This window comes from uncultured Amaricoccus sp. (assembly GCF_937891315.1).
GTDB lineage: Bacteria > Pseudomonadota > Alphaproteobacteria > Rhodobacterales > Rhodobacteraceae > Amaricoccus.
Genome location: NZ_CALAGI010000158.1, coordinates 24,571 through 45,544, shown reverse-complemented (window position 1 = coordinate 45,544; position 20,974 = coordinate 24,571). Strand labels below are relative to the sequence as shown.

Annotated in this window: 22 protein-coding genes and 1 pseudogene; 11 read left to right on the top strand and 12 right to left on the bottom strand. The window is 70.9% G+C overall.

What is annotated here, in order from left to right; genetic code table 11:
* Positions 1-914, top strand: a pseudogene (locus tag Q0480_RS16060) (aconitate hydratase); the annotation flags it as partial.
* A gap of 8 nt (positions 915-922) precedes the next feature.
* On the top strand, positions 923-1,489 hold the full coding sequence (locus Q0480_RS16055) for a TetR/AcrR family transcriptional regulator (RefSeq protein WP_083030478.1): 567 nt from the start codon (positions 923-925) through the stop codon (positions 1,487-1,489).
* Positions 1,490-1,504: 15 nt separating this feature from the next.
* Here the strand turns inward: Q0480_RS16055 and Q0480_RS16050 are convergent, their stop codons facing one another.
* From Q0480_RS16050 to Q0480_RS16030, 5 genes are all read right to left on the bottom strand, one after another.
* Positions 1,505-3,136: an ABC-F family ATP-binding cassette domain-containing protein gene (locus Q0480_RS16050; protein WP_299134427.1), complete on the bottom strand. Its 1,632-nt coding sequence runs from the start codon at positions 3,134-3,136 to the stop codon at positions 1,505-1,507.
* Between the two features lie 13 nt (positions 3,137-3,149).
* Entirely contained in the window at positions 3,150-3,977 is an 828-nt protein-coding gene (locus Q0480_RS16045; RefSeq protein WP_083030480.1) for an enoyl-CoA hydratase, read from the bottom strand.
* 19 nt (positions 3,978-3,996) lie between these two features.
* Positions 3,997-4,353, bottom strand: coding sequence for a thioredoxin (trxA, locus tag Q0480_RS16040; RefSeq protein WP_083030481.1), 357 nt, complete (start codon positions 4,351-4,353; stop codon positions 3,997-3,999).
* Between the two features lie 99 nt (positions 4,354-4,452).
* Entirely contained in the window at positions 4,453-4,797 is a 345-nt protein-coding gene (locus tag Q0480_RS16035) for a metal-sulfur cluster assembly factor (RefSeq protein WP_083030482.1), read from the bottom strand.
* Positions 4,794-5,231: a hypothetical protein gene (locus tag Q0480_RS16030; protein WP_299134424.1), complete on the bottom strand. Its 438-nt coding sequence runs from the start codon at positions 5,229-5,231 to the stop codon at positions 4,794-4,796. Before Q0480_RS16030 ends, Q0480_RS16035 begins: the two co-directional genes overlap by 4 nt.
* 201 nt (positions 5,232-5,432) lie before the next feature.
* Between Q0480_RS16030 and nirK the strand changes: the two genes are divergently transcribed.
* Both nirK and Q0480_RS16020 read left to right on the top strand, forming a co-directional pair.
* A complete protein-coding gene (gene nirK / locus Q0480_RS16025; protein WP_299134423.1) occupies positions 5,433-6,968 on the top strand; it encodes a copper-containing nitrite reductase in 1,536 nt (511 codons plus the stop codon).
* Positions 6,969-7,207: 239 nt separating this feature from the next.
* Positions 7,208-7,903 (top strand): Crp/Fnr family transcriptional regulator, encoded by a 696-nt coding sequence (locus tag Q0480_RS16020; protein WP_299134421.1) that lies wholly within the window; start codon positions 7,208-7,210, stop codon positions 7,901-7,903.
* Here the strand turns inward: Q0480_RS16020 and Q0480_RS16015 are convergent.
* Positions 7,851-8,105 carry a DUF1858 domain-containing protein gene (locus tag Q0480_RS16015; RefSeq protein WP_299134420.1) on the bottom strand — a complete coding sequence of 85 codons (255 nt, stop codon included), beginning with the start codon at positions 8,103-8,105 and terminating at the stop codon, positions 7,851-7,853. The two genes, Q0480_RS16020 and Q0480_RS16015, sit on opposite strands and share 53 nt — an antisense overlap.
* A 127-nt stretch (positions 8,106-8,232) precedes the next feature.
* Between Q0480_RS16015 and Q0480_RS16010 the strand changes: the two genes are divergently transcribed.
* The 7 genes from Q0480_RS16010 (at position 8,233) to hemN (ending at position 14,537) form a co-directional block, all read left to right on the top strand.
* A complete protein-coding gene (locus Q0480_RS16010) occupies positions 8,233-8,685 on the top strand; it encodes a cytochrome c (protein ID WP_299134418.1) in 453 nt (150 codons plus the stop codon).
* Between the two features lie 11 nt (positions 8,686-8,696).
* Positions 8,697-10,040 carry a cbb3-type cytochrome c oxidase subunit I gene (locus tag Q0480_RS16005; protein WP_299134416.1) on the top strand — a complete coding sequence of 448 codons (1,344 nt, stop codon included), beginning with the start codon at positions 8,697-8,699 and terminating at the stop codon, positions 10,038-10,040.
* Between the two features lie 6 nt (positions 10,041-10,046).
* Complete coding sequence (locus tag Q0480_RS16000; RefSeq protein ID WP_299134415.1) at positions 10,047-10,844, top strand: CbbQ/NirQ/NorQ/GpvN family protein; 798 nt, start codon at positions 10,047-10,049, stop codon at positions 10,842-10,844.
* Positions 10,845-10,850: 6 nt separating this feature from the next.
* Positions 10,851-12,728, top strand: a complete 1,878-nt coding sequence (locus Q0480_RS15995) for a nitric oxide reductase activation protein NorD (RefSeq protein WP_299134413.1) — start codon at positions 10,851-10,853, stop codon at positions 12,726-12,728.
* 4 nt (positions 12,729-12,732) lie between these two features.
* Positions 12,733-12,906, top strand: a complete 174-nt coding sequence (locus Q0480_RS15990; RefSeq protein WP_299134412.1) for a protein NnrT — start codon at positions 12,733-12,735, stop codon at positions 12,904-12,906.
* Positions 12,885-13,124 carry an NnrT protein gene (locus Q0480_RS15985; protein WP_299134410.1) on the top strand — a complete coding sequence of 80 codons (240 nt, stop codon included), beginning with the start codon at positions 12,885-12,887 and terminating at the stop codon, positions 13,122-13,124. The genes Q0480_RS15990 and Q0480_RS15985 overlap by 22 nt, the downstream gene beginning before the upstream one ends.
* Before the next feature lie 69 nt (positions 13,125-13,193).
* Positions 13,194-14,537, top strand: a complete 1,344-nt coding sequence (gene hemN, locus Q0480_RS15980) for an oxygen-independent coproporphyrinogen III oxidase (RefSeq protein WP_299134408.1) — start codon at positions 13,194-13,196, stop codon at positions 14,535-14,537.
* Here the strand turns inward: hemN and Q0480_RS15975 are convergent.
* The 6 genes from Q0480_RS15975 to nosZ are packed head-to-tail and all read right to left on the bottom strand — an operon-like array spanning position 14,532 to position 20,969.
* On the bottom strand, positions 14,532-15,449 hold the full coding sequence (locus Q0480_RS15975) for an FAD:protein FMN transferase (protein ID WP_299134406.1): 918 nt from the start codon (positions 15,447-15,449) through the stop codon (positions 14,532-14,534). The genes hemN and Q0480_RS15975 overlap by 6 nt on opposite strands.
* The gene (locus tag Q0480_RS15970) at positions 15,439-15,972 is read right to left on the bottom strand and encodes a nitrous oxide reductase accessory protein NosL (RefSeq protein ID WP_299134404.1); all 534 of its coding nucleotides are present in this window, start codon (positions 15,970-15,972) and stop codon (positions 15,439-15,441) included. The genes Q0480_RS15975 and Q0480_RS15970 overlap by 11 nt, the downstream gene beginning before the upstream one ends.
* Positions 15,972-16,841 carry an ABC transporter permease subunit gene (locus tag Q0480_RS15965; protein WP_299134403.1) on the bottom strand — a complete coding sequence of 290 codons (870 nt, stop codon included), beginning with the start codon at positions 16,839-16,841 and terminating at the stop codon, positions 15,972-15,974. Before Q0480_RS15965 ends, Q0480_RS15970 begins: the two co-directional genes overlap by 1 nt.
* Positions 16,841-17,731: an ABC transporter ATP-binding protein gene (locus Q0480_RS15960; protein ID WP_299134400.1), complete on the bottom strand. Its 891-nt coding sequence runs from the start codon at positions 17,729-17,731 to the stop codon at positions 16,841-16,843. Before Q0480_RS15960 ends, Q0480_RS15965 begins: the two co-directional genes overlap by 1 nt.
* Positions 17,728-19,071 carry a nitrous oxide reductase family maturation protein NosD gene (locus Q0480_RS15955; RefSeq protein WP_299134398.1) on the bottom strand — a complete coding sequence of 448 codons (1,344 nt, stop codon included), beginning with the start codon at positions 19,069-19,071 and terminating at the stop codon, positions 17,728-17,730. Before Q0480_RS15955 ends, Q0480_RS15960 begins: the two co-directional genes overlap by 4 nt.
* Positions 19,068-20,969 (bottom strand): TAT-dependent nitrous-oxide reductase, encoded by a 1,902-nt coding sequence (gene nosZ / locus Q0480_RS15950; RefSeq protein WP_299134395.1) that lies wholly within the window; start codon positions 20,967-20,969, stop codon positions 19,068-19,070. Before nosZ ends, Q0480_RS15955 begins: the two co-directional genes overlap by 4 nt.
* Between the last annotated feature and the right edge of the window lie 5 nt (positions 20,970-20,974).

Below are 20,974 nucleotides of genomic sequence, written 5' to 3'. Positions count from 1 at the left end.
CGTCGATCAACCGGGACATGTTCGCCGCCAGCTACGCCGACGTGTTCAAGGGCGACGAGCGTTGGCGGAACCTGCCGACGCCGTCGGGCAACACCTTCGAGTGGGACGACGCCTCCACCTACGTGCGCAAGGCGCCGTACTTCGACGGCATGAAGATGGAGCCCGAGCCGGTGTCCGACATCACCGGCGCCCGGGTGATGGCGCTGCTGGGCGACTCGGTCACCACCGACCACATCAGCCCCGCCGGCCCGATCAAGCCGGGCACCCCGGCCGCGGACTACCTCGACTCACACGGGGTGGCCCGCAAGGACTACAACTCCCTCGGCAGCCGTCGCGGCAACCACGAGGTGATGGTCCGCGGCACCTTCGCCAACATCCGGCTGCAGAACAAGGTGCTCGACACCATCGGCCTGGAGGGCACCCAGGGCGGCTACACCCGGGACTTCACCCAGGAGGGCGGCCCGAAGGCCTTCATCTACGACGCCTGCATGAACTACCAGCGCGCCGGCATCCCGCTGGTCGTGCTCGGCGGCAAGGAGTACGGTTCGGGCTCCTCGCGCGACTGGGCGGCCAAGGGCACCACGCTGCTGGGCGTCAAGGCCGTCATCGCCGAGTCGTTCGAGCGCATCCACCGGTCCAACCTGATCGGCATGGGCGTGATCCCGCTGCAGTTCCCCGAGGGCGAGAGCGCCAAGACGCTGGGCCTGGACGGCACCGAGACGTTCGACATCGTCGGCATCGAGGAGCTCAACGCCGGCAAGACGCCCAAGACCGTCAAGGTCACCGCCACCAAGGAAGACGGCTCCACGGTGAAGTTCGACGGCGTGGTGCGCATCGACACCCCCGGTGAGGCCGACTACTACCGCAACGGCGGCATCCTGCAGTACGTGCTGCGCAACATGCTGAAGGCCTGACCACCTCAATGCCGAAAGTGAGCGAGGACCATCTGGCCGCACGCCGCCGCCAGATCCTCGACGGCGCCCGTCGCTGTTTTGCCGAGTACGGCTATGACAAGGCGACGGTGCGCCGTCTGGAGGAGACCACCGGGCTGTCCCGGGGGGCGATCTTCCACCACTTCCGGGACAAGGATTCGCTGTTCTTCGAGTTGGCGCGCGAGGACGCCGAGCGGATGGCCGACGTGGCCAGCCGGGAGGGCCTGATCCAGGTGATGCGGGACATGCTCGCCGCACCGGATCAGTACGACTGGCTGGCCACCCGGATGGAGATCGCCCGGAAACTGCGCACCGACCCGGCGTTTCACCGCGGCTGGTCGGAACGCTCGGCCGAGCTGTCGGCGGCCACCAGCGCGCGGCTGCGCCGTCAGCGCGACGCCGGGCGGCTGCGCGAGGACGTGCCCGGCGAGGTGCTGCAGACCTACCTGGACCTGGTGCTCGACGGCCTGGTCGCCCGGCTGGCCAGCGGCGACGATCCCGAGCAGCTGGGCGCGGTGCTGGACCTGGTGGAACAGTCGGTGCGGCAGCAGTCCTGACCGAGCGGCCGGGGCTCAGGCCAGCTCGATGAGTTCCTGGTAGTCCGCCGACCAGTGGTCCTCGGTGCCGTCGGGCAGCAGCACCACCCGCTGGGGCTCCAGCGCCTCGGCGGCACCCGGATCGTGGGTGACCAGCACGACGGCGCCGGTGTAGCTGCGCAGCGCGTCGAGCACCTGCTCCCGAGACGCCGGGTCCAGGTTGTTCGTCGGCTCGTCGAGCAGCAGCACGTTGGCCGTCGAAGCCACCAGCCCGGCCAGCGCCAGGCGGGTCTTCTCACCACCGGACAGGGTTCCGGCCGGCTGCTCGAGCTGCGGGCCGGTGAACATGAATGCACCGAGCAGCCCGCGCAGGTCCTGTTCGCCGGTGTCCGGGGCGGCGTGGCGAATGTTCTCCCAGACGGTGGCGTCGTTGTCCAGGGTGTCGTGTTCCTGCGCGAAATAGCCGATCTTGCAACCGTGCCCGGGTTCCAGCCGCCCCGCATCGGGGGTCTCGGCGCCGGCCAGCACCCGCAGTAGCGTCGTCTTACCGGCACCGTTGAGCCCCAGCACCACCACCCGGGATCCGCGGTCGATGGCCAGATCGACTCCGGTGAACACCTCCAGCGATCCGTAGGTCTTGGTCAGTCCCTTGGCCATCAGCGGGGTCTTGCCGCACGGGGCCGGGGTGGGGAACTTGATCCGGGCCACCTTGTCGGCGACACGCTCGTCGTCCAGGGAGGCCAGCATCCGGTCGGCGCGGCGCAACATGTTCTGGGCGGCAACCGCTTTGGTGGCCTTGGCGCCCATCTTGGCGGCCTGGGCGCGCAGCGCACCAGCCTTGCGTTCGGCGTTGGCGCGTTCCCGTCGCCGGCGCTGCTCGTCGGTGGCGCGGGCGTCGAGGTACTTCTGCCAGCCCATGTTGTACACGTCGGCCTCACCGCGGACGGCGTCGAGGAACCACACCCGGTTGACCACATCGGCGAGCAGTTCGACGTCGTGGCTGATGACGATCAGACCGCCGGTGTGGTTGCGCAGGAAATCGCGCAGCCAGCCGATCGAGTCGGCGTCGAGATGGTTGGTCGGTTCGTCGAGCAGCAGCGTCGTCGATCCCCCGGCCACCCCGGATTCCGAGGCGGCGAACAGGATGCGGGCCAGTTCCACCCGGCGGCGCTGACCGCCGGAGAGGGTGCGCAGCGGCTGGGTGAGTACCCGATCGGCCAGTCCCAGGCTGGCGCAGATCCGTCCCGCCTCGCTTTCGGCGGCGTAACCGCCGAGTGCGGAGAACCGCTCCTCCAGCTGCCCGTAGCGGCGCACCGCCTTGTCCCGGGCGGCCTCGTCGGCCACCTCGGCCATCAGCGTCTGCTGCTTCTCCAGGTCGGAGAGCAGGGTGTCCAGCCCGCGCGCCGAGAGCACCCGGTCGCGGGCCAGCACGTCCAGGTCGCCCTCGCGGGGATCCTGCGGGAGGTAGCCGACCTCCCCGGTGCGGGTGATGGTGCCGGCGTACGGCTCACCCTCGCCGGCGAGGATGCGCATGGTGGTGGTCTTGCCGGCGCCGTTGCGCCCCACCAGGCCGATCCGGTCGCCGGGCTGCACCCGCAGCGCCGGGCCGTCGGCGGCCAGCAGCGTGCGCGCACCGGCGCGGACCTCCAGGTCCGTCGCGGTAATCAACGGTAGGGCTCCATTACTTGTCGTCGGTGAAGACCGGTGCCCGGCCCTCGGCGCGCGCGGCGACCGCTTCCTCGAAGTTTGCGGTGAGCAGGCGCACGTAGAGCTGGCCCAGACCCTCGGCCTGCATATGTGCCTCCAGGCTACCGGCGTCCAGCCCCGACCATAAAGTTCGCTTGGTCAGTTCCACACCCGGCCGGGAGAACGCGGCGATGCGCTCCCCCATTGTGACGCACGCGCCGATCAGCTCCTCGCCCGGCACCACCCGCGACACCAGGCCGATGCGCTCGGCCTCGGCGGCGTCCACGTCGCGGCCGGTCAGCATCATCTCGAAGGCTCGGCTCGATCCGACGGCCCGCGGCAGCAGGTAACTCAACCCCAGTTCGCTGGCGGTCAGCCCGTTGTTGATGCCGGCGGCGCGGAAGTACGCCTCGGTGGACGCGAGCCGGATGTCGCAGGCCAGCGCCAGGCACAGCCCGCCGCCGATCGCCGCACCGTTGACCGCGGCGATCACCGGTTGGTGCAGCCGGCGCAGCCCCAGGATGACGTCGTCGAGGATCTCCATGGTGCGCAACCCGAATGTCGGGCGGGTGAGGCCCTGCACGTGCGGGACCGCTCCGGCGGACTTGTGGTCGGCGCCCGAGGAGAAGCCCCGCCCGGCCCCGGTCAAGATCACCGCGCGGACGTCGTTGTGGTTGCCGATGTCGCGAAGTACGTCGCGCAGCGGCAGCATCACGTCGAACGCCATGGAGTTCATCCGCTCCGGGCGGTTCAGGGTGATCCGGGCGACGCCGTCACCGGGCCGGTCGACGACGACGAATTCAGAGGCCGATGCGCTGGTCACCGACCCACGGTAGCGTGCCCTATTCGGACTGCTGCGCCGCGATGGCGGCGTCGATGTCGAACTCCTTGACCTTGGCGATCAGGTCCTCCAGCGCCGCAGGCGGCAGGGCGCCGGCCTGGTTGAACACCAGCTTGCCCTTCTTGAACGCCATCAGGGTCGGGATCGAACGGATCTGCGCCGCCGCGGCGAGCTGCTGCTCGGCCTCGGTGTCGACCTTGGCGAACACCACGTCGGGGTGCGCCTCGGACGCCTTGGTGAAGGTGGGCGCGAAGGCACGGCACGGACCGCACCAGGATGCCCAGAAGTCCACCAGAACGATGTCGTTGCCGCTGACCAGGTCGTCGAACTCGGCCGCGGTGATGTCTTTGGTAGCCACGTCTCTCCTAACACCGACGGGAACGGCGTTGTTCCCAGAGATATCATACCCCACGGGGTATATGCGGGAGAGGTGTCGAGAATTCGGGGCCCGAAGTCGCTAAACGGTGAAGCCCAGGGCCCGGAGCTGCTCGCGGCCGTCGTCGGTGATCTTGTCCGGGCCCCACGGCGGGTTCCACACCCAGTTCAGCCGGATCTCGCTGACCAGGCCCGCGCCCACCAGCGCGGTGCGGGTCTGGTCCTCGATGACATCGGTGAGCGGGCAGGCCGGGGACGTTAGGGTCATGTCGATCAACGCGATCTTGCCGGGCTCGCCCTGCTCGACGTTGAGCCCGTAGACCAAGCCCAGGTCCACCACGTTGATGCCCAGCTCGGGGTCCACCACGTCGCGCATGGCCTCCTCGACATCGACCAGCAACTGCTCTTCGGGCGTCAGGGTGCTCATTCGGCCGTCTCCTTTGATCGTGTCCGGGCTGCCAGCGCATGTTTTTCCCCGCTGGCCTGGGCCAGCGCATCTTTGAAAGCCATCCAGCCCAGCAGCGCACACTTGACCCGGGCCGGGTACTTGGCGACGCCGGCGAAGGCGACCGCCGGCAGGCCCGGGGCCCCCATCAGCAGGCAGGCGAAACAGGCGGGGGCGGCGAGATGGTCGTGTCCGCCCGCGCCTTCGGCGCCGCGACGGGCTTGGTCGCCGTGTCCGTGCGGCGGGGCGGCGACCTCCGCGGCGGCCGCGAGCGCGGCGACGGCGCGGCCGAGCATCATCCGCTCGTGCTGCGCCGGCGCGATCACGGCCGCGACGGCGATCAGCGCGGCGAGGACGCCGTTCAGCCAGGCCCAGGGCCGGGCCGAAGGTCGGACGATACGTGCCGGCGGCGGCAAGGCTGCACTCCCGCGCTCACTCTCTCTCGCAGCCATCCTGCCATTACCGGCTGCCCGTTTCCTTGCGATTCCGCAACGACCGGGAACCGCGCTCCATAGAACGATCCGGCTGGGTCACGCGGCCGTGAAGACGCGGCGGCCGGCCCGATCCCGCGTGGCGCGCAGGCAAGCGACACCCACGCCAGTCTCGGAGGATCAAGGATGACAATACGAATCGGACTGCCGCCCGGGGCGCGCTCGCGCCTGTGGCGACACTTCGGCCAGGCGTTCCTGGCCGCGCTCTGCCTGATGCTCGTGGCCTTCGCCCTGCCGCGCGCGGCGCAGGCGGAGACGCAGACGCATGGCCACGACGCCGCCGCGACCGAGGCGGCCGGACAGGCGGCTCCGGCCGCGGGCGGAGCCGCCGGCGCCGAGGCGAACGCCGGGGCGCCGACGGGAGGCGTCAGCTACCACGCACCGGTGACCTTCACCTTGAAGACCGGCATCGCCGAGGGGCGGATGGTCTATGTCGGGGTCGGCGGCGTCATCGACGGGCAGGTCAACCCGACGCTGACCGTCTACGAGGGCGAACTCGTCCAGGTGAACCTCATCAACGGCGAGGGTGCCGAGCACGACGTCTTCATCGACGGCTACAACGTCCGCTCGTCGCGGGTGATCGGCAAGAACGCCTCGTCGACCTTCTCCTTCCTCGCCGACAAGCCCGGCGATTTCGCCTATTTCTGCACGATCGCCGGCCACCGCGCCGCCGGCATGGAGGGGATGATCCAGGTCATCGCCGGCTCGCGCGAGGACGCGGACGCCGGCGTCGCCGACGTCGTGCGCGACCCCGGCGACGTGCCGCCGCCGATCGGGCCGCGCAAGCCCGAACTGGTCAAGGTCGAGCTCGAGACCGTCGAGCTGACCGGCAAGCTCGACGACGGGACGAGCTACGAGTTCTGGACCTTCAACCGCAAGGTTCCGGGGCCGATGATCCGCGTCCGCGTCGGGGACACCGTGCAGGTCACGCTGAAGAACGCGCCCGAAAGCGTGATGATGCATTCGGTCGACTTCCACGCCGCGACCGGCCCGGGCGGCGGCGCGCATGGGACGCAGACCGAACCGGGGGCGGAGAACACCGTCACCTTCCAGGCGCTGAAGCCCGGCGTCTATGTCTATCACTGCGCCACGCCGAGCGTCGCCCACCACATTACCAACGGCATGTACGGCATGATCATCGTCGAGCCGGAGGGCGGGCTGCCGCAGGTCGACCGCGAGTTCTACGTGATGCAGGGCGAGCTTTACACCGTCGAGCCCTTCGGGACGCACGGCCTGATGGAGATGGACTATGACAAGCTCATCTCGGAGAACCCGGAATACTTCGTCTTCAACGGCGCGGTCGGGGCACTGACCAAGCGGCATCCGCTCTATGCCAATCCCGGCGAGACGGTGCGCATCTACTTCGGTGTCGGCGGACCTAACTTCACCTCGTCGTTCCACGTCATCGGCGAGATCTTCGACAACGTCTACACCTTCGGCAGCATCACCTCGCCGCCGATCACCAACGTGCAGACGATCACCGTGCCGCCCGGTGGCTCCACCGTCGTCGACTTCAAGGTCGACCGGGCCGGCACCTTCGTCCTCGTCGACCACGCGCTGTCGCGTGCCGAGCGCGGCCTCGCCGGCTACCTGATCGTCGAGGGGCCGGAGCACGACGCGATCATGCACTCCGGAACCGCGGACGCGGCGCCGGCCGAGTAGGCCGGCCCGTCCCTCGGGGTCTGTCCGGGAGGTCGGCGGCGGAGGAGCAGCGGGGGCATTTCGTCGAGCCGAAGACACACCGGCCGGCGAAAGGACCCGATGCTCCGACCCGCCGGCTTTCCGGACAGGCATTTGAGGCGGAACCGGCGGGCCGCGGCCTTCGGGCGGCCCGCCAATCACCGCTCTTCCCCAATCGGGCAGGATCGGCTAACCGGGTATGACCAGCGCCCGGTGATGCCTTGTCCAAGCTCGATGAAAGCCTGCTGACCGGATTGCCCCCCTTCTCGCGCCTGTCGCGGGGAGAGGTGCGGGAGATCCTCGACCAGGCGACGCCGCGCCGCTACCCGGAGGGGGCGGCGGTGTTCCGCGAGGGGACACCGGCGGAGCGGTTTCATCTCCTCCTCGACGGCTTCATCCGGGTCGTGCGCACGACGCCGGAAGGCGAGCAGGTCATCGCGCTCCACATCCCGCCGGGCCAGCTCTTCGGGATCGCCCCGGCGATGGGGCGCGACACCTATCCCGCGACCGCCGTCGCCGCGGCGGAGTCGCTGGCGCTCGGCTGGCCGGTGCGGTTATGGGGCGACTTCAACACCCGGTACGACGGTTTCACGACCGAGACCTTCCGCACCATCGGCGCCCGGCTCGGCGAGTTTCAGACGCGGGTGACGGAGCTGGCGACGCAGGCGGTGGAGCGGCGGGTGGCCTCCGCCCTGCTGCGCATGGCGAACCAGTCGGGCCGCGCGACCGAGGCCGGGATCGAGATCGGCTTTCCCGTGACCCGCGCCGATATCGCCGAGATGACGGGCACGACGCTCCACACCGTCAGCCGGCTGCTTTCGGCCTGGGAGCGCGAGGGAATCGTGCAGAGCGCGCGCCGCCGCATCACCGTGACCGCGCCGCACCGGCTCGTGGTGCTGAGCGGGGCGGCGACGTAGCGCCGGCCGCGGCGCGAAGCTCGGCGCGGAACGCGGCCTCGTCCAGGCGGTACTCGGCACAGGTGTCGAGGACGGTGTGGAACGGCGCGATCGGGCAACCGACGCAGGCGGAGCGGTGGCGCCAGAACACCGGCGCGACGTCCGGCCAGCACCAGAACAGCTCGGCGAGCGACAGGTCGGGGTCGTCGATATTGGCGGTCATGGGCGCGCATCCTCCGTGCGGTCGAGCGTGCCCACGCCGACGGCCAGCTTCTTTGCGCTGGCGCAACGTTGCCGCCTCGCGCCGGCGTTACCCAGAGGGACTGCAACCACCGGGAGTAGGGAGCGGGATGTCGGAATTCCTCACCAAAGCACGGGCGCGGAATGTGTTCTACGGCGGGTCTCTGTTCTTCGCCGGGATCTTCGTGCTGCTGGCCTGGCAAAGCCACCACTACATCGTGACGAAATCGACCGTCGCGCTGCCGCTGACCGACGAGGTCATCCTCGGCAAGCACGTCTGGGAACGCGAGAGCTGTATCAACTGCCACACGCTGCACGGCGAGGGCGCCTACTTCGCGCCCGAGGTCGGCAACGTCACGACGCGCTGGGGCGTCTACGACGACCCCGACGCCGCCTTCGAGGCGATGAAGGGCTGGATCGAGGCGCAGCCCTCCGGCGCCGAGGGCCGCCGGCAGATGCCGCATTTCGCGCTCAGCGACGAGGAGATCCGCGGCCTGTCGGAATTCCTGCGCTGGGCCGACCATAACGACACGCAGGGCTGGCCGCCCAACGACGCCGGGTGAAGGGGAACGAGATGAAGTACCAGTCCCAGAAGGTCGCGCTGGCGTATTTCTACGTCGCGATGGGCCTCTTCGCGATCCAGGTGCTCGGCGGCCTCCTCGCCGGCTGGATCTACGTCTCGCCGAACACGCTCTCCGAGACGCTGCCCTTCAACGTCATCCGCATGATCCACACCAACGCGCTGATCGTGTGGCTGCTGCTCGGCTTCTTCGGCGGCACCTACTACCTGTTGCCGGAGGAGGCGGAGCGCGAGCTGTTCTCGACGAAGCTCGCCTACATCCAACTCGCGATTCTCGTCGTCGGCACCCTCGGGGCCGTCGTGAGCTACCTCGCCGGCATCCACGGCGGTCGCGAGTTCCTCGAACAACCGCTCTGGGTCAAGTTCGGCATCCTCGTCGCGGCGCTGATCTTTCTCGCCAACGTCTCGCTGACCGCGCTCGCCGGGCGCCGAACCGCGATCACCAACATCCTGCTCCTCGGGCTGTGGCTGCTGTCGCTGCTCTGGGTCTTCGCCTTCATCAACCCGGACAATCTCGCGCTCGACAAGATGTACTGGTGGTTCGTCGTCCATCTCTGGGTCGAGGCGACCTGGGAGCTGGTGATGGCGGCGATCCTCGGCTTCCTGATGCTGAAGATGACCGGCGTCGACCGCGAGGTGGTCGAGAAATGGCTCTACGTCATCGTCTCCTGCGCGCTCTTCTCCGGCATCCTCGGCACCGGCCACCACTATCTCTGGATCGGCACGCCCGCCTACTGGCAGTGGACCGGGACGATCTTCTCGATGTTCGAGGTCGCGCCGTTCTTCGCGATGATGAGCTTCGCCTTCATCATGGTCTGGAAGGGGAAGAAGAACCATCCCAACAAGGCGGCGCTGCTCTGGTCGCTCGGCTGCTCGGTCGTCGCCTTCTTCGGCGCCGGGGTCTGGGGGCTGCTGCACACCGTCCACGGGGTGAACTACTACAGCCACGGGACGCAGGTGACGGCGGCGCACGGGCATCTCGCCTTCTACGGCGCCTACGTGATGCTGAACCTCGCGATGATCAGCTACGCGATGCCGGTGCTGCGCCACCACGCGCCCTACAACCAGGTCCTCAACATGGCGTCCTTCTGGCTGATGACGAGCGGCATGGCCTTCATGACCTTCACGCTGACCTTCGCGGGCGTCGTCCAGACCCACCTGCAACGGGTGATGGGCATGACCTACATGGAGGTGCAGGATCAGCTCGGCCTCTTCTACGCGATGCGCTTCGCGGCCGGGTTCACGGTCGTGGTCGGGGCGCTCCTCTTCATCTACAGCCAGGTCGTGCTGCGGCGGGAGGTCATCAAGCCCGGCCCGGTCGCCGTTCCCGGTGAGTGAGGCGAGATGAACGCCGAAGCCCCGCGCCCCGCGATCCCCTTCTACCGCGCGACCACCGACGAGTGCGCCGTCTTCGAGGCGGCGCACCGCCACCGGCTGCCGCTGCTGCTCAAGGGGCCAACCGGCTGCGGCAAGACCCGCTTCGTCGAGCACATGGCCGCGCGCCTCGGGCTGCCGCTCTTCACCGTCGCCTGCCATGACGACCTCTCCGCCGCCGACCTGATCGGGCGCTACCTGCTGCGCGGCGGGGAGACGGAGTGGATGGACGGTCCGCTGACCCGCGCCGTGCGGGCGGGCGGCATCTGCTATCTCGACGAGGTGGTGGAGGCGCGCAAGGACGTGACCGTCGTGCTCCATCCCCTGACCGACGACCGACGGCGCCTCGTCGTCGACCGCACCGGCGAGGAGCTGGCGGCGCCGGCGTCCTTCATGCTCGTCGCCTCCTACAATCCCGGCTACCAGTCGATCCTGAAGAAGCTGAAGCCCTCGACCCGCCAGCGCTTCGTCTCGATCGGCTTCACCTTCCCCGACCCCGAGACCGAGACCGCCGTCCTCGTCGCCGAGACCGGCCTCGACCCCGCCCGCGCCGGCGGGCTGGTGCGTCTCGCCGGGCACATCCGCAAACTCTCGGGCATGGATCTGGAGGAGGGCGTCTCGACGCGCCTCCTCGTCTACGCCGGCACGCTGATCGCCGGCGGCATGACCGTCGACCGCGCGCTCGAAACCGCGATCGTCGCGCCGCTCAGCGACGAGCCCGAGACGCAGCAGGCGCTGCGCGACCTCGCCGCCACGGTCTACGGGTAGGCCGCGATGATCCGGCCGCTCGACCTGATGGAGCCGGAGGAGACGGTCGGCAACCTCTGGCACGACTGGGCGAGCCGCGCGCCGGCCGCCGCCACCGATGTCGCCGTCGCCTTCGAACCGCTCAGGCCGAGCATCGCCGCCGTCTTTCGCGGCCTCGGTGGCGCGGCCTCGACGGAGATCGTCGCGGCCCCCGCGACGAACCCCGGCCACCGCCGGCCGCTGGAGATCGGCGCCAAGCACGAGACGATGCACGTCGCCGACTATTCCGGCGACCGACTGCGCCTGCCGCCGGTCATCGACGCCTTCCCCTCGCGCGCGCTGAACCGCGCCGCCTATCTCTGGCTCGCCGCCCTCGCCGCCTGCGCCCGCCCGCCGGCGCCCGAGCCGGACCCGCTCCGCGCCGATCTCGCCGAGCTCGCAGCACTCGCCGTCGCCGCCGACACCGCGCGCCGCCTCTGCCCCGGGCTCGCCCCGGCCGAGGCCGCGATGGCGGCGGCGGTCCGCTCCGGGCGGCGGCGCGGTCCCATTCCCGCCGCCGAGGCCGAGGTCGAGGCGCTGGTCCGCGCCGTCCTCGGCGGCGGCGCGCCCGACCTTGTCCCGACCGACCTCGCCCCGACCGGCCGGGCGCCGCGCGGCTACCGCACCTGGGCGCCGGTGCCGATCCTGCTCCGCTTCGTCCGCCCCGAAGCCGGCCGCGCGCCCGCGGCCGACGCCGACGACCGGCCGGCGCCGTCGCTGCCCATCACGACGCGCAAGACCGGCAAGCGCGAGGAGCGCGACCAGGCGAATCGCAAGGACAGCTTCATCCTGCACCGATTCGAGTCGATCATGTCCTGGGCGGAGAGCCTGAACATCAACCGCGCCACCGATGACGATGACGCCGAGAACGCCCAGAAGGCGGCGGACGACCACGACCACATCACCCTCTCCGACCATGTGCGCCGCGCCGCCTCGCGCCTGCGACTCCACCTCGATCTCGCGCCACAGGACGCCGATCACGAGCGGCTGGCGGGGCGCTTCACCTATCCGGAATGGAACCACCGCGCGCGGGCGATGATGCCCGACCATACCTGCGTGCTCGAGGCCGAGGGCACGCCGGGGACCGGCTTCGTCCCCGACGCCCGCCTCGTCGCCCGCGTTCGGCGGCAGTTCGAGCCGCTGCACCCGCGGCGCGTGCTCCTCTCGCGGCAGATCGACGGCGACGACCTCGACCTCGACGCCGCGGTGGCGAGCCGGGTCGCGGTCCGCGCCGGCGCCACCGGCTCCGACCGCGTCTGGCAGGCGTCGCGCGCCACCGCGCGCGACCTGTCGGTGGCCTTCCTGATGGACTGCTCGCGCTCGACGGAAGCCGTCATCGGCGATGCCGCGGTGATCGACACCGCCCGCCACGCCCTCGCCGCGCTCGCCGCCGGCATCGACACCGCCGGCGACCGCCTCGGCATCTGGGGCTTCGCCTCGCTCCGCCGGGACCGGGTGTTCCTGACCCGCGCCAAGGCCTTCGACGAGCCGATGTCACCCGCCGTCACCGCCCGGATCGGCGGCTTCCGCCCCGACCACTACACCCGCCTCGGCGCCGCGATCCGCCACGCCTCGGCGATGCTCGGCGGGGAGACGGCCGCGCGGCGCCTCCTGCTCGTGCTGACCGACGGCAAGCCCAACGATCTCGACCATTACGAGGGCACCCACGGCATCGAGGACAGCCGCGTGGCGGTGCGCGAGGCCCGCGGCCTCGGTTTGTCGGTCCACGGCGTCGTCGTCGACGCCGACGGGCAGGACTGGTTCGCCCGCATCTTCGGCCGCGGCGGCTTCACGCTCCTGCCCGACCCCGCGCGCCTGCCCCGCGCGCTGCCCGAGATCTACCAGACCCTGACGATGGAGACCTGACCCCATGCGCCGCCTGCTGCCCCTCCTCGCCCTCCTGCCCGGCTCCGCCCTCGCCGAGGCCTTCACGCCGCCGGTGCCGGAGGCGCAGACCGACGCGGCCGCGGTCTCCTACGCCCTCGCCGCCCTCGGCCTCGTCCTCGGGCTCGGAGCCGCGCAATGGCTGATCGCCCGCCGCTGAACCCGGGGTGGCGCCTGCTCGCCATCATCTATCCCTTCGCCGCTGGCGCGGCGGCGCTGAACCTGTTCTTTCTGTCGCTCGTGGGAAGCTGGGTCGGCTGGCCGGTTCTCACCCCCGGCTGGTCCGTTGTCGGCGGCCTCGTCCTCGGCCTCCCCGCCACCTGGGCCTTCGCCCGCCACATCCGCGGCCTGATGGCCAGGGCCGACGAGGCGCCCTGAGGCGGCCTTTCGGCCGCGAAGCTTGATCTCGCACAATGACCGGCCCGCCGACGCGGGCGAGAAGCGGACATGGAACACCATGAGCGCCTCGCCGCCCTCGGCATCCTCGACAGCCGCGTGCCGCGCTACACGAGCTACCCGACCGCGCCCAACTTTTCGCCCGGCGTCGGCGCGCGGGAACAGGGCGACTGGCTCGCCGCTCTCGACCCCGCGCTCCCGGTCTCGGTCTATGTCCACATCCCCTTCTGCGAGCGGCTCTGCTGGTTCTGCGCCTGCCACACCCAAGGCACCCGGACCCTCGCCCCGGTCGAGGCCTATGTCGAGGCACTGGAAGCCGAGCTCGCCCTCGTCGCCGCCCGCCTGCCTCCGGGCACCCGCATGGGGCGCCTGCACTGGGGCGGCGGCACCCCGACGATCCTGCCCGCCGCCCTCGTGCACCGCCTCGCCACGGCGGTCCGGGCGGCGATCCCGCCGGCGGCGGACTTCGACTTTTCCGTCGAGATCGACCCGACACTGGTCGATCGCGCAAGGATCGTGGCGCTGGCCGAGGAAGGCCTCACCCGGGCGAGCCTCGGCATCCAGGACTTCGACCCGGCCGTGCAGGCGGCCATCGGCCGGCTCCAGAGCTTCGACGCGACCCGCCGCGCCGTCGACGACCTCCGCGCCGCCGGCATCGCCTCGCTCAACGCCGATCTGGTCTACGGCCTCCCCCACCAGACCTCCGCCCGGCTCGCCGCCACGGTGGAGCACGTCCTGACGCTCGCCCCCGAGCGGGCGGCGATCTTCGGCTATGCCCATGTCCCCTGGGCCTCGAAGCGCCAGAAGCTCATCGACGAGGCCGCCCTTCCCGGCGATGCCGCGCGGCTGGACCTCGCGTCGCTGGCCGCGGGCGCGTTCGAGGCGGCCGGTTACCGGCGCATCGGCATCGACCATTTCGCCCGGCCGGGCGACGGCCTCGACCTCGCGGCGCGCACCGGACGGCTGCGGCGGAACTTCCAGGGCTATACCGACGATGTCTGCCCGACGCTGATCGGCCTCGGCGCCTCGTCGATCTCGCGCTTCGCCGGCGGCTACGTCCAGAACGCGGCGGCGACCCCGGCCTGGCACGGGCGGATCGCCGAGGGCGAACTGCCGGGCGCCCGCGGCCACGCGCTCGACGCCGACGACCGGTCTCGCGCGCGGGCGATCGAGATGCTGCTCTGCGACTTCCGCCTCGATTTCGCCGCCCTCGGCCCCGATGGCGCGGCGCTCAGGACCGAGGCGGAGGCGGTCGCCGCTCGGTTCGGCGCGTTCGTGGCGCTCGACGCGGGCGGGCTGACGATCCGGCCCGAGGGGGTGCCGCTCGCCCGGATCGTGGCGAGCGCCTTCGACGGCTATCTCGCCGCCGGCGGGCGGTTCAGCCGCGCCTCATGAAGCGACCCGCTCGACGGTGATCCCGGGCAGCGCCGGCGCGTCCGCGGTCAGGGCGAAGCCGGTCGAGAGGGCGTCGGCCTCGGCCGCGGTCGGGGCGGTGACGGTGATCCGGGAGAAACGGGCCGGGGTGGCGCCGTTGCGCGGGTCGATTATGTGGGTGAAGCGGCCGGCGGGATCAAAGGCGAAGCCGCGCGGCGCCGAGGTGGCGATGGCGCGGTCGGTCAGCGGGACGACCGCGTCGGTGCCGGCGATGGCCACCTGCCACGGGCGCGGGCCGACACCGCGGATCTCGCCCATGTCGACGAGGGTCGAGGTGACGCCGGCGGCGCGCAGGCGGTCGGCGACGCGGTCGGTGATCCAGCCCTGGCCGATGCCGTTGAGCGTCAGCGCCATCCCCGGCCGGGTGAGGGCGACGCGGTCGGGGCTGGCGTGCACGGCGTCGAGACCGACGCGGGAGAGGGCCGCGTCGAGGGCGGCCGGGGCTGGGCCCTCCGCGCCGCCGCCGCCCTGGAAATGGGTGGCATAGAGCCGCCAGAGGGGTTGCACGGTCGGGTCGAAGGCGCCGGCCGTGGCGGCGTGGAAGCGGCGGCAGTCGGCGAGAATGGCGACGAGCTCGGGCGGCGGCGCGGCGAGGGCGCCGGCGCGATTGAGCTCGGAGAGCGCCGAGTCGGGGCGGTAGAGGCTGAGGATCGACTCCAGCCGGTCAAGCTCCACCACGCAGGCGGCGACGAGACGCTCGGCGGCGGCGCGGTCCGGATGGTGGAGGACGAGCGTCGCCGGGGCGCCGAGGGCGCGGCCGTGCCAGGTGACGACCTCGGCCGTGGCCCGGCCGGCGCGCAGGACGAGCGGCAGGCCGGCGGCGGCGGCGAGCAGGCCGAGGGCGCGGCGGCGGGTCAGGCGCTCAGTGGTCATGGGCGGCCTCCGCTTCCGGGACCGCGTCGGTGTCGGCATCGGCGGCGGCGATGATGGCGTCGGGCGGGACGGCGTCGAAGGCGTAGACCTCGCCGCCGTGGTCGCGGGCGAAGGCTTGCGCCGCGGCCTTGTCGGCGAAGGGGACGGCCTCGGCGCCGCCCATGCCGCTCTGGGCGTCGCTGCCGATGACGAAGCTCGCGGTTTTGGCGTCGGTCCAGTTGTCGACGCCGGGCTCGGCCCAGGAGGAGGCGGCGCCCATGTCGGTGACGTAGATCGCGGCGATGTCCTTCGGCTCCTCGGGGAGGAGGGTGAAGGCGAGGGTGTCGCGGGCGGAGGAGAACCAGACCGGCTCATCGACGCCCTTGAGCAGGATCTGGCCCTTCGGGCCTTCGTGCTCGGTCAGCATCATGCCGCAGTAGCGGCCGATCGCGGCGTCGGTGAGGGTGTGGGGCGCCGGCTTCTCGGCGTCCGGCTCGCAGGCGGCGAGCGCGAGGGCGACGAAGGCGAAGGCGAGCGGGCGCATCAAAGCTCCCTCCGGGCGAAGACGAAGGCGGCGAGGGCGAGCGGGGCCGCCGTCCAGGCGAGAAGGACGGCGACGAGAAGCGGCGGGGTCAGCGCGGTGTGGCCGGCGAGGGCGCCGATGCCGGTGAGGCCGCCGGTGCCGGCGGCGCCGAGCGTGAGCAGGCGATAGGCGTCGGTCGGGTTGAGGGCGAGCAGCGTGTCGATCAGGAGCGGCGGCAGCGCGTGCCCGCCCGAGGCCACGAGCAGGCCGAGAAAGGCCATGTCGTAGATCAGCACGAACAGCAGCCAGAGGCCGATGGCGATGCCGCCGGCGGTGGAACGCTGGCGGACGAGGGTGCTGGCGAGCAGGCCGAGGGCGAGGAATACGGCGCCGAGCAGGATCGAGGCGGCGACCATCGCGGCGAAAGCCCCCCACGCGGCGGCGCCGAGGTTCCAGCCGACGGCGAGCGCGGCCGTGCCGTAGCCGACGACGGTGGCGAGGGCGAGGATGGCGAGCTGGCCGAGAAACTTGCCGAAGATGACAGCGCTGCGCCGGATTGGATAGGTGAGGAGGAGGAGGAGCGTGCCGCGCTCGGCCTCGCCCGCGATCGCGTCGTGGGAGAGGAGGAGCGCGATCAGCGGCACGAGGAAGATCGTCAGGCTGGCGAGGCTGACGGTCACCACGTCGAGCCGGCTCGCGCCGACCGTGCCGGTCGGGGCGCTGCCGAGGAGGGCGAGGGTGAGCGCCAGCGCGGCGAGGAGGAGCGTCGTCGCGAGCACCCAGCGGTTGCGGATGCCCTCGCGGATTTCCTTCGCGGCGAGGGTGATGATCGTCGGCATTGCTCTCTCGCGGCGGGCGGCATGGGGGATTGCGTCGGTCATGACGGTCATCAGGCGGCCTCGCGGCGCAGGAAGTGGGCGTAGAGATCGTCGAGCGTCGGCTCGGTGACGATGATGTCGGCGATCGCGCCCGGCACGGCGAGGAGACGCGCGAGGAGCGCGAGCTTGCCGGCAGGCGCGACCTCGGTCTCGAGGCTGCCGTCCGGGAGGCGGCGCCAGCCGTCGGCCGGGAGGGGGGCGCCCGGGCGGACGCGGACATTCACGGGCAGCGCGGCGAGATGGCGCAGCTCGTCGAGGGTGCCGTCGGCGATCTTGACGCCGCGGTTGACGATGACGACGCGGTCGGCGCGGCCTTCGAGCTCGGTCAGGGCGTGGCTGGCGAGGAGCACGGTCGCCCCCTCGGCGGCGCGGGCGGCGACGATGGCGTAGAACTCGCGGCGAAGCGCGGGGTCGAGCCCGCTGGTCGGTTCGTCGAGAATGAGGACGCGCGGGCGGCCGAGCAGCGCTTGGGCGAGGCCGAGACGCTGGCGCATCCCCTTGGACCAGGTGCCGACGGCGCGATCGGCAGCGCCGCCGTCGAGGCCGACGGCGGCGAAGGCCGGGTCGAGATGGCGGGCGTCGAGGCCCTTCAGCCGGGCGTAGAAGGCGAGGGTCTCGCGGCCGGTGAGGGCGAGATGGAAGGAGACGCTCTCCGGCAGGTAGCCGACCTCGGCGCGGGCGGCGAAGCCGTCTCCGGCGGGGTCGGTGCCAAGCAGGCGCACGGTGCCGGCGCTGGGTCGCGAGAGGCCGAGCATCATCTTGATCTGCGTGGTCTTGCCGGCGCCGTTGTGGCCGACGAGCGCCACCACCTCGCCGGCGTGGAGTGCGAGGTCAAGGTCGCGCACGGCGACGATCGGGCCATAGGCCTTGGTGACGCCGGCGAGGGCGACGGTCTCGGTCATGGGGTGACCTCCGGCGGGGACATGAGCGGCGCGGAGTCGAGGACGCCGCCGGGAAGGGTGGCGGGGAAGCGCGACTGCGCCCAGCGGATCACCTGCACGGCCGGGCTGGTGACGAGGAGCCGGGCCTGCGGGGCGGTCCACATCACCCGGTCGATGATGTCGTTCGGGCGGTAGGCGGCATCGGCGATGCCGTCGCCGTCGAGGTCGAAGGCGGGGTTGTCCGACCAGTAGTTGCCGCGGCCGTCGGCGGACCAGTCGAGATTGCGGGTGCCGACGTATTTCACCTGGCTCTGGTTGCCGATGAAGGCGTTGCCGGCGACGGTGTTGCCCTCGGCCCCGGCGGTGAAATGGATGCCGATGGCGCAGCCCTCGAAGGCGTTGTCCTCGATCACGCCCTTGTTGGCGTTGAAGAGGAAGAGGCACTTCTCCGGGCCGACGCGGTCGCCGCCGGCGTGGATGACGGGGGGCGCCTCCGCGGATGCGCCCGAGGCCATGTCGTCGTCGGCGCCCTGCGAGGCGGCGAGCCAGCGCGCGGCGGGGAGCGCGCGGCCGGTGACGCGGTTGCCGCGGACCTGCGTGTAGTTGGAGGAATTGACCATCACCCCGAGGTCGCGGTCGCCGTCGGAGATATTGCCGAGGATCCGCACCCGGTCGGAGAACATGATCGCATAGCCGACGGTGTTGTCGATCGAGACGTTGCCCTCGATGACGCTGTCGGTGGTGTACATGTAGTGGATGGCGAAGCGGGTCTTCTCGAAGCGGTTGCCGCGGAAGATGTCCTTCTTCGAGACGCGGGTGAAGATGCCGTCGCGGCCGAGGCGGACATGGTTGCCCTCGATCAGCGCGCCGCGGGCGTTCCAGAGCATCACGCCGTTGCCGGCCTCGGCCTGGCGGCCGGCGCGGCCGGTGATGTCGTTGCCGCGGACCGTGACGTCGGGCGAGCCCTGGAGGACGATGCCGTGCAGGTTGTCGGCGAGGGTATTGCCCTCGACGAGCGCGCCCCTGGCGGCTTTGGTCAGGAACACGCCCGCGTCCATCGCCACGCGATCGGAGCCGGAGGCGCGGATGGTGAGGCCGGTGACGGTGGCGCCGGGGGCGTCGACGGTCAGCACGCTGCCCGCGCCGCCGCCGTCGAGGATGGCGCCGGGCTCGCCGCTGAGCGTCAGCGGGCGGTCGAGAGTGACGCGGCCGGCGTGGGTGCCGGCCGCGAGGACGAGCGTATCCCCCGGCGCCGCCGCCGCCACCGCCCGGCCAAGGTCGTCGCCGGGCGCGAGCGTGCGCGTCTCGGCGGCGGCGAGGCCGGGCAGGAGCAGGGCGGCGAGGAGGACGGCGCGGATCATGCGGCGGCGGGCTCCACCAGCATCCGGCCCTTCATCTCCATGTGCATCGCATGGCAGAACCACGAGCAGTAGTACCAGTAGACTCCGGGCTTGTCGGCCTTGAAGGTGACCGAGGCGGTGGCCTGGGGCGCGATCTCGAAGTTGATGCCGTAGTTGATGATCGAGAAGCCGTGGGTCAGATCCTCGATCTCGTCGATGTTGGTGACGACGACCGTCACCTCGTCGCCCTGCTTGACCGTGAAGCTGTCGAGGCTGAAGGCCGGGGCCGAGGAGGTCATGTAGACGCGGACCTTGTCGCCGTCGCGGATGATGTCGCCGGCGACCATGAGATCGATGCCGTCGGCTTCGGCCATCTTCACGGTCTCGGCGAAGAACGGATCGGCGCGGTCCCAGATCGAGATCGGGTTGATCTTGGAAGCGTGGACGATCGTCGCGTCATGCGGCTCGGCGAAAGTCGGGTTGTCGTGGACGAGCTTCATCTCGTCGCCCGAGATGTCGATGAGCTGGTCGCATTCGGGCTTGAGCGGGCCGACGTTGAGGAAACGGTCCTTCGAGAACTTGTTAAGTGAGATCAGCCACTTGCCGTCGGCTTCCTTGGTCTGGCCCATCGAGGAGTGGTTGTGGCCCGGCTGGTACTGCACGTCGAGCTTCTGGCGGATGGGATCGACCTGCTCGCCGGCGAAGGCGCGCTTGGCGTCCTCGATGTTCCACTTGCAGACCTGGCTGTCGAGAAAGAGCGTGGTATAGGCGTTGCCCCGCCCGTCATAGGCGGTGTGGAGCGGCCCGAGGCCGAGCTCCGGCTCGGCGACGACGGTGTCGCGCGGCTGGATCTTGTCGTCGAAGAGGTCGTCGAACTTGCGCACGTCGAAGACGGTGACGGTGGGCGAAAGCTTGCCGTTGGCGACGACGTGAATACCGTCGGGCGCGGTGTTGATACCGTGCGGGCTGTTGGCCACCGGGATGTAGCGAGTGAAGGCCGAGCCGTGGGTGCCGTCGAGCACGGGAACGCCGTTGATGATCTCGGCCTTGCCGGCGGCGACCGCCTCCTCGATGCGCTTGAGGTTGAAGACGACGACCCAGTCCTCGTCCGAGGCCATCATGTCGGCGAGCGTGACCCCGCCCTCGGAATTGTAGCAGGTGGCGAAGGCGTACTTGCCCTGGTAGTCGGCATCGACGTTGTCGAGGTTGCCATCGACCCGGATCTGCCAGGCGACCTCCATGGTGTCGCCGTCGACGGCCGAGAAGATCGACCAGTACTGTTTGGGATCGTCGAGGATCTTGCCGTCGTTGGGCAGCGGCACGCCGTCCTCGCCGTTCGCGAAGACATAGCCGGTGCGCGGATACTTCTGCACGCGCAGGCCGTGGACGGTGTGCTGGTTCGGGATCTGCACGATCTTGTCGCAGCGCATCACGTCGAGGCGGACCCGGCAGACCCGGGTGTTGGCCTTGTCGTTGGCGAAGAGATAGCGCCCGTCATAGGTGCCGTCGGTCTGCGACGGGTGCGGATGGTGCAGGTCGCCGTTCTGGTAGGTGCCGCCGCGGGGCGCGAGGAACTCGCGGGTCTCGGGCAGCAGGCCGTCGGTCAGCACGCGCAGGCTCTCGTTGGTCTGGCCCCAGCCGGTGGCGCTCTCGCGGTTGAAGACCGGGATGCGCATCAGTTCGCGCATGGAGGGCAGGCCGACGATGCGGATCTCGCCCGAGTGGCCGCCCGAGGTGAAGACATAGTATTCGTCGAGTTCGCCCGGCGCGACGTTGGACGAGCCCGCCGCCTCCGCCGCGCGGGCGGGGGTGCCGAGCAGGCCGAGGCCGCCGAGGCCGCCGCCGCCGGCGACGGCGACCGCCGCCGAGGAGCCGAGGATCTGGCGCCGGTTGAGTTTCAGGCTGTCGTCGGTCGACATCGTGG